Here is a 12,642-nt window from a genome sequence, read left to right as displayed (position 1 = left end):
TTTTTAGGTTGTTGATAGAAAGTTATGATAGTAACTTAACATTTAGAAAAGGTCCAGTGGACCTTTTTAAGTTGCGGATAAAGAAAACGAGGTTTTCGTCAAAATCTGAGAGATTGTTTCAGGCTGCAGATGGGAACTCTCGGCAGCGAGTTTTCGCTTATTAAGGTCCAGTGGACCTTTTTTGTTTTCAAGATAAATTTATTTGTTTGGATAAGCCGATAGCCGTTTTTGGTTACAACTAAAAAGTTACATTAGCAGTTGCATGTTTTTAAAAATCCGCTGGGGCTTTTTAGATGAGACTAGAGTTTCGTGGTATAGTTTTCTTTGGTGGAAGTTTTTATTTTTTAATCGCTATGCTAGTAACCGATGCAACGGTTCTACATGGCCTTTTCTCTGAATTTATTTCTTCATTTTAAGTATCGAGCGAAAATATGGTAAAATATGGGAGAAGAAAATTGCTCGGGTCGAAATAAAGATTGGAAATTTCGGAAATAATTTGTCAAAGTATAGGATATGCTTATTGGGATAACTGGTGAGATGGAGGGTCATTTTAGCTTTTGATTTTGAAGTGACAAAAGATAATGCTTTTTGTTCGGTTCGGCACCTTTCTCTTATGCAACTAGAATTTAATAAAGATATGCGCTTATCAGGAATAGAAAATAGCAATCGAATTTCTTTGCCTGATGTGCTTGGGCGGCTAATATTGGTTTTTGAAAACATTTAAATAATTATAGAGGATAAAAGATGAAACTAGTCAGTGACAGGCTTTTGAAAAAGGTTATTATAAATCGATCGCCAGACAGCCATAAAGGCGACTATGGTCGCCTGCTCTTGATTGGCGGGACCTATCCCTATGGAGGAGCTATTATCATGGCTACTTTGGCCGCAGTAAGGAGCGGAGCTGGTTTGGTGACTGTTGCAACTGAACGGGAAAATATTCCCGCTCTCCATGCTCATTTGCCAGAGGCTATGGCCTTTGATTTGCGGGAACAAGAGCGGCTGATGGAGCAGATCCGCAAGGCTACTGTTATTTTAATCGGACCGGGTTTTGCTGAAAATTCTTTAGAGAAATCGGTTCTGAAGCTGGTTTTACAGCTTGTAAACAAGCAACAAATCTTGATTATGGATGGGGGCGCTATCTCGCTTTTTGCCAAACAAGCTCTGCCTTTTCCAAACTCCCAGACAATTTTTACCCCTCACCAGAAAGAATGGGAAAGCTTGTCTGGCCTGCCCATCGAGTCGCAGGACGAGAAATCTAGCCAAAAGGCTGTTGATCAATTTCCTAAGGGAACTCTAGTTGTACAGAAAAGGAATGGGACACGAGTTTTTCAGAGTGGGGAAAAGGATGTTTATCAACTGCAGGTTGGTGGCCCCTATCAAGCAACTGGCGGTATGGGAGATACCTTGGCAGGAATGATTGCCGGCTTTGCCGGTCAATTTGAGCAGGTTTCACTTTTTGAAAGAGTAACAGCTGCGACCTACTTGCATTCAGCCATTGCGGATGAATTAGCCAAAGAGGTTTATGTGGTATTACCGACAGAATTGAGTCAACGAATTCCAACTTGGATGAAGAATTTGAGTCAATAAATCTTGGGAGACTTGGAAAAATTCGAGTCTCTTTTTGTGATTTTGGAAATCTTGTCGTGACTGGGGAAAACTAGGATTTTTCTTCTTTTTCACATGATCTATTTTTTCAATATATATAAAAAAAGTTAATATGATAGAACCCTTTTTTGTGCTATAATAATAATAAAGTATGAGAGTTAATATTATACAATTTAGCAGAAATGGATAAGTGCAAAAAGTGTTATGTCAGAGTTAAGGATAGCAATTGGAAAAAAAATTAGAGAATTAAGGGAACAACGTAAAATGACAAGGGAATTGCTGTGTGAAGATGAGACTCGTTTGACAGTCAGACAGCTTGCTAGGATCGAGGCAGGCGATTCGATTCCTAGTTTACTAACCTTAGAATTCATTGCGCAACAGTTGCACATCGAAATGTATCAAATTATCAAAGAAAGTACCAAGCGATAGTGATTTTATGATGAAAATCAGGAACTTGGAATCACTGACTTCCTCCATTTTTTGGTATAATAAAAGTTACGCGAATACTAGAAAATAGAAAGGGAGCGACATGCCAGATTATTTATCGGTTTCGACCTTGACCCGTTATCTGAAGATGAAGTTTGACCGTGATCCTTATTTGGAGCGGGTTTATCTGACAGGTCAGGTCTCTAATTTTCGCAAGCGCCCCAATCACCAGTATTTTTCCCTCAAGGATGAGAAGGCAGTTATTCAGGCGAATATTTGGTCAGGTGTTTATAAAAAGCTTGGTTTTGAACTAGAAGAGGGCATGAAGGTCAATGTCATTGGCCGTGTCCAGCTCTATGAGCCAAGTGGGTCATATTCGATTGTCATTGAAAAGGCTGAGCCAGACGGCATTGGCGCCTTGGCTGTTCAGTTCGAGCAACTCAAGAAAAAACTGGGAGAAGAAGGTCTTTTCCAAGATAAGTTTAAACAAGCCTTGCCTCAGTTTCCTAAGAAAATTGGGGTGGTGACCAGTCCTAGCGGAGCTGTTATCCGAGATATTATCACGACAGTCAGCCGTCGTTTTCCAGGCGTGGATATCCTGCTTTATCCGACCAAGGTTCAGGGAGAGGGAGCTGCCGCCGAGGTGGCGGCTAATATCCGTCGAGCCAATGAGCGAGAAGATTTGGATGTTTTGATTATTGGTCGGGGCGGCGGGTCCATCGAGGATCTTTGGGCTTTTAATGAGGAAATTGTCGTACGAGCCATATTTGAGTCTCGGATTCCGATCATTTCCAGTGTGGGGCATGAAACGGACACGACTCTTGCTGACTTTGTGGCGGACCGACGAGCAGCAACTCCCACAGCCGCTGCTGAATTGGCGACGCCAGTCACAAAGCTGGATCTTCTGGGGCATTTGAGCCAGCAGCAAAATCGTCTGTCCAATGCAGCTGCAAATCGTCTGGCTTACCAGCGAGAACGCTTGCACAAGCTGGCTGCCTCTGTTATTTTTCGGCAGCCAGAGCGACTTTATGATGGCTATCTGCAAAAGTTAGACCAGCTCAATCTGCGTTTAAAGCAAAAAATTCGCGAATATTATAATGAAGAAGTCCAGCAGGTCAAGATTCTCTGTCACCGCTTAGATTCTCTGTCACCTCTGCGGCAGGTGCAGCGCTATCAGGAGCAGGTTCGTCAGCAAGAACGCTTGTTGCGTAGCAATATGGCGGTTATCTATGACCATAAGGTGGCTGAAGTTAAGCGGCTGTCGGATGCGCTACTCATGCTGGATACCAGTCGAATCGTGGCGCGGGGCTACGCTATTATCCAAAAAAATGAAACAGTAATCGAGTCCAGTCAGGATATTAAGGAGAAGGACCAGCTGACCATTCTCATGCGGGATGGTCAGGTCCAAGTTGAGGTAAAAGATGTCAAAAGACAAAAAATTTGAAGAAAACTTAGCTGATTTGGAAGCTATTGTCCAGAAGCTGGAAAATGGGGATGTGGCCTTGGAAGAGGCCATCGCTGAATTCCAGAAGGGCATGCAGCTGTCTAAAGACTTGCAAAAGACGCTGGATCAGGCAGAGAAGACCTTGGTCAAGGTCATGCAGGCGGATGGCACGGAAACGGATATGGCATGACAAGAGAGTTTAAAATCAGGCAAATTGGCCTGACGATTCAAGATTTTTATCAAAACAAGGAAGTGTCAGCGGATTTGACTGAGACCATTCTCTATTCTGCCGAGGCTGGTGGCAAGCGGATCCGCCCTCTCTTGCTTTTGGAGTTGCTGGAGGGCTTTGGTCTGGAATTAACTCCCGCTCACTTTCAGGTGGCAGCAGCTCTGGAGATGATTCACACTGGCAGCCTGATCCATGATGATTTGCCAGCTATGGATAATGATGACTATCGCCGAGGCCGTCTGACCAGCCACAAGAAATTTGGGGAGGATATGGCCATTTTGGCGGGAGATTCTCTCTTTTTGGATCCTTATGGTTTGGTGGCAATGTCAGAGCTACCTAGTCAGGTCAAGGTGGATCTGATAGCAGAGCTGTCTTTGGCGGCTGGATCTTTTGGCATGGTAGCTGGACAGGTTTTGGACATGCAGGGCGAAGGTCGCAAGTTGACCATGGATCAGCTCCAGACCATCCATGCCAATAAGACAGGCAAGCTCTTGGCCTATCCTTTTGTAGCGGCGGGGATCATTGCTCAGGCTGGTCAATCCGTCCTAGGGAAGCTCCGTCAAGCGGGAGAGTTCTTGGGTTTGGCTTTTCAGGTGCGGGATGATATTTTAGATGTGACGGCTAGTTTTGAGCAGATCGGTAAGACACCGCAGAAGGATCTGGCGGCTGAGAAATCAACCTATCCAGCTTTACTAGGTTTGGATGGAGCTAGAGCTTTTTTCGATGAAACACTGGAACAAGCGAAAAGTCTACTGGAGCAACTAGAAAAAGAAAGTGATTTTTCAGCTAAAGAAATTCAAAAAATAATAGAAAGTTTGAGACTGGATGGCTAAGGAAAGAGTGGATGTACTGGCTTATCGACAAGGACTCTTTGAGACTCGAGAACAGGCCAAGCGTGGAGTAATGGCTGGTCTGGTCGTGTCACTTGCGAATGGAGAGCGCTTTGATAAGCCGGGTGAAAAAATCGATGATGGAACAGAGCTCAAGCTCAAGGGAGAAAAACTCAAGTATGTCAGTCGGGGCGGCCTAAAATTAGAAAAGGCTTTGCAAGTGTTTGGCCTTTCAGTGGCAGACCGAGTGGCCTTGGATATCGGAGCTTCAACTGGAGGATTTACCGATGTCATGTTGCAGGCGGGAGCACGACTAGTCTATGCTGTTGATGTCGGCACCAACCAGTTAGCCTGGAAACTCCGCCAAGACGAACGGGTTGTCAGCATGGAGCAGTTCAATTTTCGCTATGCGGAGCCAGCTGATTTTGACTTTCGGCCCAGCTTTGCCAGCATTGATGTTAGCTTTATCTCGCTTAGCTTGATTTTGCCGGCCCTCTATCAGATTTTAGAAGAGGGAGGTCAGGTCGTGGCTTTGATCAAGCCTCAGTTTGAGGCTGGCCGCGAGCAGATTGGTAAGAAGGGGATTATCAAGGACAAGAAAGTTCATTTGGCGGTGTTGGAAACTGTGACAGCCTTTATGCTGGAAGCAGGTTTTTCAGTAAAAGGTTTGGATTTTTCTCCAATTCAAGGCGGGCATGGCAATGTTGAATTTTTAGCCTTTTTGGAGAAAAGTGAACAGCCGAAAAATGAGCTGGAGCAAGACTTAGTTGCTGTCGTAGAGGCAGCCCACAGGGAATTTAAAGATGAAGAAGAAGGATAGATTAGAGAAAATCAGACGATTTGTCAGCGAGTTTGAGATTGGCACCCAAGAGGAAATTGTAGAACATCTCAGGGAGTCTGGGATTACAGCGACACAGGCAACGGTTTCACGAGATATCAAGGAGCTAGGGATCGTAAAAATCCCTTTTAAAGATAATACCTATATCTATGAGCTTCCCAAAACAGCTACCAATAGTCTGAAGTTAGCAGAAAATAATATTTTGTCCTGTCAAAATCTAGGAAATATGCTCAATCTTAACCTAGTACCGGGTAGTGCAGCGGTGGTCAAACGCCACCTGAGTAAAGAATTTGCTGAGGAAATTTTCAGCATCATTGCGGATAATGACAGTATCTTAGTCGTTGCAGTGAGTGAAAGTGCAGCCCAAAAAGTCACGGCTGAAATCAATAATTGGTAGGAAAGTCTATGTTATTAGAAATTTCGATTAAAAATTTTGCCATTATTGAGGAGATTTCCCTTAATTTTGAGCAGGGTATGACCGTGTTGACCGGGGAAACCGGAGCCGGCAAGTCTATCATTATTGACGCGATGAACATGATGCTGGGCAGCCGTGCTACGACGGATGTTATTCGTCATGGGGCACCCAAAGCTGAGATAGAGGGACTTTTTTCGCTGGAAAATAGCAGAGCTTTGCGGGAGATTTTTGAGGAGCAAGGCTGGGAGCTGACCGATGAGCTGATTATCCGTCGGGAAATTCTACAAAACGGCCGCAGTGTCAGCCGTATCAATGGTCAGATGGTTAATTTATCTGTTCTAAAGGCTGTCGGTCAGCATTTGGTGGATATTCATGGTCAGCACGATCAAGAAGAGCTGATGAGATCTCAGCTTCATATTGCCATGCTAGATGAGTTTGGATCAGCAGACTTTTTGCATCTCAAAGGCCGCTATCAGGAAACCTTTGACCGCTATCGAAGCCTGCGCAAGCAAGTCCTGACTCTGCAGAAAAACCAGCAGGAGCATAAGGCCAGAATTGAGATGCTGGAGTTCCAGATGGCGGAGATCGAAAGTGCAGCCCTAAAAAGCGGTGAAGATACTGCCTTGAATCAGGAACGAGATCGTTTGCTCAACCACAAGCTCATTGCTGATACGCTGACCAACGCCTATACCATGCTGGATAATGAAGATTTTTCCAGTCTGACCAATGTCCGCTCAGCTATGAATGACCTTGAGTCTATCGAGGATTACGATCCAGCCTACAAGGAGCTTTCCGGCAGCTTGTCAGAGACTTATTATGTCTTGGAAGATGTCAGCAAGCGCCTAGAGGATATTTTGGATGGACTGGACTTTGACGGAGATCGTTTGCTGCAGGTGGAGAGTCGCCTAGACTTGATTAACAGTATCACCCGTAAATACGGTGGCCAAGTAGATGATGTGCTAGAATACTTTGCTCAGATTTCCAAAGAATACAGCCTTTTAACTGGTAGCAACTTGTCCTCAGAGGATATGGACCGAGAGCTGAAAGCCTTGGAGAGAGAGCTGGTAGAGCTGGCCCAGGAGCTGAGTCAGGCTCGTCACGGCCTAGCAGTCCAGCTGGAAGCAGAAATCAAGCAAGAGCTGCAGGACCTCTACATGGAAAAGGCGCGCTTTAAAGTGCAGTTCACTAAGGGCAAGTTCAACCGTGAAGGCAATGAGCAAGTAGAGTTTTACATCTCAGCCAATCCTGGCGAGGATTTCAAACCTCTGGTGAAGGTTGCGTCTGGTGGGGAGCTCTCCCGTCTCATGTTGGCGATCAAATCGGCCTTTTCTCGTAAGGAAGGCAAGACCAGCATTGTCTTTGACGAAGTGGATACGGGTGTTTCTGGCCGAGTGGCTCAGGCTATTGCTCAGAAGATTCACAAGATTGGCTCCAATGGACAAGTATTGGCCATTTCCCATTTGCCGCAGGTCATTGCGATTGCCGATTATCAGTTCTTTATTGAGAAGATTTCGGATGAGAATTCGACCGTCTCAACGGTTCGCCTGCTGACGGCTGACGAGCGTGTTCAGGAAGTTGCTAAGATGCTGGCTGGCGAAGATGTGACGGAGGCTGCTTTGACTCAAGCCAAAGAATTATTAAAGAAATAAACAAGCGAGACTGAGACACTAGTGTTTCGGTCTCCTTTAGAAGGTGGCGCGTATGACAGAATATTTTGCAATCGGTGATGTCCATGGCAAGGCTGGTATGCTTGATGAATTACTCCAGCACTGGGACGGTCGCAGCCAACTAGTCTTTCTAGGCGATTTGATCGATCGTGGCGAGGACAGCCGAGCAGTTTTGGAGCGGGTCAAGGATCTAGTGAAGCAGAAAGGAGCTATCTGTCTTTCTGGCAATCATGAGTATATGTTTCTGACTTGGCTGGACAATCCTGAAAAGTCTTATGAACACTACCGACGCAATGGCGGGGATACGACGATCAATTCGCTTTTAGGTCGACCTCTCAATGCTCCTGTAGATGGACTAGCAGACGCGGAACGTGTCAAGACGGAGGCGGTAGATTTAGTAGATTTTATTCGCCAGATGCCTTTCCTATTGGAGACAGAGCAGTACATTTTTGTCCATGCTGGCCTAGATTTGGAACTGAAAGACTGGCGAGAGACCAGTGATTATCAAAAGGTTTGGATTCGCGCGCCTTTTCACGAAGGCAGCAATCAGACTGGCAAAAGGATTGTCTTTGGTCATACACCGACATTTTATCTCTTGCATGAAGCGTCGGGAACTGATCAGCTATGGATGACTGAGGATGGCAAGATTGGCATGGATGGCGGAGCTGTTTATGGTGGAGTCCTCCATGGTATTCTTTTTGGTGATAATGGCATCATAGAGCAGTATGCCATCAAAAATGATGGTTTTGCTGCGGAGGACTGAGAAGGTATCTACAAATGCCAAAATAGTTTAACTTACTAGCGTCTCGAATATTCCCTGCCAATAGAAAGAAATCAAAAAGATTGAAGAAGCGTAGCCTAGCTATCTTTTTCAATTTTTTTGTTTGGATGAGATAATTTTTGCTGAAAAAAATAGGCCAATGCATATAGTTATATAGGTTAAATTTCCTATCCTATAAGTAATCATAAACCCTTAAATAATAATTCAAAATATATGCAATTCCTCTTCTTTATGCTATAATAGTTATCGAAAAACAAAAAGGAGGAAAAGATGTTTTTTCAGGATAGAAAGATAAAGTATTCAATCCGCAAATTATCAGTTGCTACTGTATCACTTGCGATTGGATTTTTGTTTGCACCCGCAGCGATTGGAGCGGGTCAAGTTGCCCATGCGGATGAGCTTGTGGCTACAGCTCAAGTGGAACACAAGTCAGAAAAACAAGTCTCGGTGGGAACTTCTGAACCAGCGAAAACAGAAACTCAAGAGACTGTCTCAGTAACGCCTTCTGCACCCGTGCAAGTAGAAAGTAAAGAGGCTATCACAACAACAGTTCCTGCGCCAGCACAGACAGAAACGCAAGGGGATAACCAAGCCTCATTGAAATCTGCTACGCCTGCTGAGACAGAGGCAAGTCAAGCGACAGATTCGACTATTTTTAAAAATGCTCAGCCAGCTACAGGCACAAGCCAACCAGCTGCAGCCACTGCTCAACCTGCTTCAGCAAATGCAAGTCTAAACAAGAGCGCTTTAGAGAACTACCTCAAAAACTTGCGCAGCAAGGACTTTTCAAGTAAGACAGACGATAGTCTAGAAATCTTGAATGGCGTAATGATGGCTGCTGATGGTGTGCTTCAAACTGCAACAAAGCAAGAAGAAATTGATAAAGTTTATCGCAATCTCGTGAACTTTGTCAATTCTGGTCTTCGTGATAAAAATCCAAAGTTCATCCCAGATCAGGATAAAACTCCTCGCTCAGCACTTTATGAGTTTGAAAGTGCTACACCAGGAAAAACAACTCCGCTTACTCTGAACTACTTGAAGCCAGAAGACACAAAAATCTACAAAAAGGGCGATAAAGTAAAGGCCATCCAGCCAACTGAAACAACTTATGTAGAGTATGATGGAAGTGGTAGATGGACCTTTAAGGGCTATGACCATGATAGTCAGGTGATTGACAAAGATGATGTTTTCTTCACAGGTAAGTGGGAATATACACCAACACCATACAAGGCTACCTATAGATCGGTTAATGGATCACCTGGGAAAACTCCGCCATCTTATGTTGCAAATTGGAGCCCAGAAGATAAAAGAAGATTTGCTGAGGGTGAAGTAGTAAAAGCACAAGAATTTCACTATGTTTTTTATACTTCAGAAGAATATCCTAACCGAAAAGGCTATTGGGCTTTGACTGGCTTTGATGCTCCAAGTAAAGTGGCAAACAATGGCGATGTAGAGTTCGTAGGAACTTGGAAATACTTTGAGGATGTCACTGTATCCTACAAGCCTATGAACCAGCACGATTTTGAGAATTTTTATCATTTACCAAGTAGTCCTAAGACCTCACGTGACGAATATAGATTACCTCTTCCTAAGGAGATAAAAGATCTAGAAAGTAAGCTATACGATTACAAACTTTCTCTCAATCAGTTTGATAAACGTGATGAGTATTTACCTAAAGATATACTGGATACGCGAGCAGCCTTGCTTCGCTACGATGAAGTTCAAGGTGTCTACAAACCCTTTTATGATGCGGAAAATGAAGGAAATTGGACCTTTGAGGAAGATGTAGTAGATTTAACCTTCAGTCGTGAACTAGAGCGGGCGGCTACATATGGGGAAATACCAAAAGTTACAATACCATTGATGTTTAAATTTACACCAGTTCCTCGGAAACCGACTTATGAGTTTGTCAGTGGAACGGCTGGCAAAGAACTACCTGCTGAGATTAATAATCTGAAGCCTGTTTATATGGATGAGTGGGCGTATGCAGATAGAAAGAAATACCCGAAAGGCAAGGATATAGTTCAGTCTGTTAGACCAATTCAAGAAACCTATGAAGATAAGGACAAGAAGGGGACTTGGCACTTTAAAGGCTACGATTTTACTAAAAAACCAGTGAGCGACTGGGAGCACGATGGATGGAATCTCAAGTTCACAGGTACTTGGACATTTGAAGAGAAAAAGTACCCAGAAAACTATGAGTATGTCAGCAAAGACCCTAGCCTAGCTCTACCAGATGGACTCAGAACCTTCCCGCCAATCAGCACAGAGACATATGTTGATGGTGCTACTGTTCAGGCAAAAAAACCTGAGAAGACGACTTACATGGACTTTGAGAATAAAGGTACTTGGAAATTTGAAGGCTATGACAAGGATGAAAAGGTAGTCAATAAAGCTGGCGTCCTCTTTACAGGTAGCTGGTCCTTCACACCACACAGAGATAAGACAGTTTCCTTTGACTTTGTGAGTGATACTCCAGGGAAGACCATTCCTGATGATTTGAAGGCACAAATCCCTGCTCCTATCACGACTTCTCCATCAGATTATTCTGCCAATGTCTTTAATGAAATTCAATATCTCAGTTCATACGTCGATAATGAAAATGATGGTACATGGGTTGCTCAGCAGATTCCTCAGCAAAAGGAGGAAGTTGAGAAGCCAGCTGACGATGAGGATTCTACCTACACGGTTCATTGGAAATTTTTACCGACCAAGCATAGTGTTTACTATGACTTCTATACAGATTCAAAAGATGATTCTGGTCAAACGATCTATCCGCCATCAACTTTGTATAATCTAATCACTTACGAAAGAGAATTTGTCAAGGGTGAAAAAGCTCGCGTTAAAATGCCATCTAAAACAAGATTTGAGGATCCTGATGGCAGAGGAACTTGGGTCTTTGATGACTACTATGAAGATGATAATACGACTATTTCTCCACGTGTGAAAACCGTCGAGGCAGGAGACGTTATCTTTAGAGGGAAATGGATTTTGGTTCCTACCAATCAGTCTGATACGATCTATAGGGTAGAGTATAAATTTACTAACTCGACTCCTGCTTATCCTCTTCCAAATAAGATTCGCGAGATGCTTCCAGCTGGCACTGATTTCGTTGGACGAGCTGACGATTACAAAGATGCAAGCAAACTCGACATATCTACAGTAACTGTTCCGACAGGTACATGGACCTTCCATGGTTTTGATGCGGATAAATACGGAAAAGCTATTGCAGGTACGAAAGTGAAGACCATCACAGGAGCTTGGACCTTTACGCCAAATGGTATAGACTATCAGTTCCAATCAACTAATCCTGATTTCGTATTACCAGATCATATCACCAAGTTGACTCCGAAAAACCCAATTGATTATAAGATGGGCGGTCTGTTCCTTACAGAAGTAGATGCTGAGCAACCAAGTGAAACGACTTATGTTGATACAGCAAACAAGGTAACTTGGACATTTGCAGGATACGATAAAGAAAAAATCGTTGTAGCAAAAGGCAGACAGACTTTCCTTGGAAGCTGGGTGCCTACTCCAAATCCAGAATATGTATTCAAATCTTCTGACGCGCGTGTTCCATTGCCACAAAATATTTTGGGAATGCTGCCAAGTGATGAGGCTTCTTATAAGGTTGGAGACACCATTGTAGCCAAACAACCTGCTAAAGAATCAGTAGTTGAAGAAGAAAAAGACTATGTCTGGACCTTCAAAGGTTACGATCAGAAGAATGCGACCTATAATGGCAAGCGCGTGACATTTACAGGTATCTGGGAAGCAACGCCTAGACCGCATCATGTAAGCTATACTTTTGAAAGCGAAACGGCTGGTGTTGATTTGCCTGAATTTATCCAGAAGAAAGCACCAAAAGACAGCTCAACTTACTTTAATGGGACGAGAGTTTTTGCAGAAGAGCCGACAACAAAGACTCACAAAGATGATGTGAACGACGGTACTTGGACCTTCAAGGGCTATGACGCAGCTAGCGCCGTTGTCAACAAGGCCGATGTTGAGTTTGTAGGAAAATGGACCTTTGAAGCTAACAAGTATCAAGCTACTTACCGCTTCGAGAGTGAGACAGCAGGTAAGTCTCTTCCAGCAGCCATCGCAGCATTGACACCAAGCGACAGTGCAACATATGTGAATGGTGCCTCTGTTTCNGCTCAACAACCATCTCAAACCACCTACACAGACCCAGTGAATGATGGCACTTGGACTTTCAAGGGTTATGACGCAGCTAATGCAGTTGTCAACAAGTCCGATGTAGCTTTCGTCGGTAAGTGGGCCTTTGAAGCCAAGAAGTATCAAGCCACTTATCGTTTCGAGAGCGAGACAGCAGATAAAGCTCTTCCAGCAGCCATCGCAGCATTGACACCAAGCGACAGTGCAACATATGTGAATGGTGCCTCT

10 protein-coding genes are annotated in these 12,642 nt (G+C 44.0%); all 10 read left to right on the top strand.

All coding sequences use genetic code 11. The features are described 5' to 3' along the window. The first annotated feature begins 744 nt into the window (after positions 1 to 744). Positions 745 to 1,587, top strand: coding sequence for an NAD(P)H-hydrate dehydratase (locus D8797_RS08780; protein ID WP_125380301.1), 843 nt, complete (start codon positions 745 to 747; stop codon positions 1,585 to 1,587). 222 nt (positions 1,588 to 1,809) lie between these two features. Next, on the top strand, positions 1,810 to 2,034 hold the full coding sequence (locus tag D8797_RS08775; protein ID WP_125373738.1) for a helix-turn-helix domain-containing protein: 225 nt from the start codon (positions 1,810 to 1,812) through the stop codon (positions 2,032 to 2,034). Between the two features lie 100 nt (positions 2,035 to 2,134). Beyond that, the gene (xseA, locus tag D8797_RS08770; RefSeq protein ID WP_125380298.1) at positions 2,135 to 3,475 is read left to right on the top strand and encodes an exodeoxyribonuclease VII large subunit; all 1,341 of its coding nucleotides are present in this window, start codon (positions 2,135 to 2,137) and stop codon (positions 3,473 to 3,475) included. Then, complete coding sequence (locus D8797_RS08765; protein WP_125373740.1) at positions 3,453 to 3,665, top strand: exodeoxyribonuclease VII small subunit; 213 nt, start codon at positions 3,453 to 3,455, stop codon at positions 3,663 to 3,665. The genes xseA and D8797_RS08765 overlap by 23 nt, the downstream gene beginning before the upstream one ends. Next, positions 3,662 to 4,537, top strand: coding sequence for a polyprenyl synthetase family protein (locus D8797_RS08760; protein WP_125380296.1), 876 nt, complete (start codon positions 3,662 to 3,664; stop codon positions 4,535 to 4,537). Before D8797_RS08765 ends, D8797_RS08760 begins: the two co-directional genes overlap by 4 nt. Continuing rightward, positions 4,530 to 5,354 carry a TlyA family RNA methyltransferase gene (locus D8797_RS08755; protein WP_061911448.1) on the top strand — a complete coding sequence of 275 codons (825 nt, stop codon included), beginning with the start codon at positions 4,530 to 4,532 and terminating at the stop codon, positions 5,352 to 5,354. The genes D8797_RS08760 and D8797_RS08755 overlap by 8 nt, the downstream gene beginning before the upstream one ends. Beyond that, positions 5,338 to 5,769, top strand: a complete 432-nt coding sequence (locus D8797_RS08750; RefSeq protein WP_061911447.1) for an arginine repressor — start codon at positions 5,338 to 5,340, stop codon at positions 5,767 to 5,769. Before D8797_RS08755 ends, D8797_RS08750 begins: the two co-directional genes overlap by 17 nt. An 8-nt stretch (positions 5,770 to 5,777) precedes the next feature. Next, entirely contained in the window at positions 5,778 to 7,436 is a 1,659-nt protein-coding gene (recN, locus tag D8797_RS08745) for a DNA repair protein RecN (protein WP_125380293.1), read from the top strand. 52 nt (positions 7,437 to 7,488) lie between these two features. Further along, positions 7,489 to 8,217, top strand: coding sequence for a metallophosphoesterase (locus D8797_RS08740; RefSeq protein ID WP_125380290.1), 729 nt, complete (start codon positions 7,489 to 7,491; stop codon positions 8,215 to 8,217). 288 nt (positions 8,218 to 8,505) lie between these two features. After that, positions 8,506 to 12,642 (top strand): SHIRT domain-containing protein (locus D8797_RS08735; RefSeq protein WP_125380287.1); only part of this gene is annotated, 4,137 nt, incomplete at its 3' end.

It is taken from the genome of Streptococcus cristatus, from assembly GCF_003944225.1.
GTDB classification, from domain to species: Bacteria; Bacillota; Bacilli; order Lactobacillales; family Streptococcaceae; genus Streptococcus; species Streptococcus cristatus_K.
The sequence above is the reverse complement of the archived record's forward strand: the minus strand, read 5'-3'. Positions and strand labels throughout refer to the sequence as shown.

Excerpts from the sequence above, each read along its gene's own strand:
- D8797_RS08780 (WP_125380301.1), top strand. The coding sequence starts at position 745 with ATGAAACTAGTCAGTGACAGGCTTTTGAAAAAGGTTATTATAAATCGA.
- D8797_RS08775 (WP_125373738.1), top strand. The coding sequence starts at position 1,810 with ATGTCAGAGTTAAGGATAGCAATTGGAAAAAAAATTAGAGAATTAAGG.
- xseA (WP_125380298.1), top strand. The coding sequence starts at position 2,135 with ATGCCAGATTATTTATCGGTTTCGACCTTGACCCGTTATCTGAAGATG.
- D8797_RS08765 (WP_125373740.1), top strand. The coding sequence starts at position 3,453 with ATGTCAAAAGACAAAAAATTTGAAGAAAACTTAGCTGATTTGGAAGCT.
- D8797_RS08760 (WP_125380296.1), top strand. The coding sequence starts at position 3,662 with ATGACAAGAGAGTTTAAAATCAGGCAAATTGGCCTGACGATTCAAGAT.
- D8797_RS08755 (WP_061911448.1), top strand. The coding sequence starts at position 4,530 with ATGGCTAAGGAAAGAGTGGATGTACTGGCTTATCGACAAGGACTCTTT.
- D8797_RS08750 (WP_061911447.1), top strand. The coding sequence starts at position 5,338 with ATGAAGAAGAAGGATAGATTAGAGAAAATCAGACGATTTGTCAGCGAG.
- recN (WP_125380293.1), top strand. The coding sequence starts at position 5,778 with ATGTTATTAGAAATTTCGATTAAAAATTTTGCCATTATTGAGGAGATT.
- D8797_RS08740 (WP_125380290.1), top strand. The coding sequence starts at position 7,489 with ATGACAGAATATTTTGCAATCGGTGATGTCCATGGCAAGGCTGGTATG.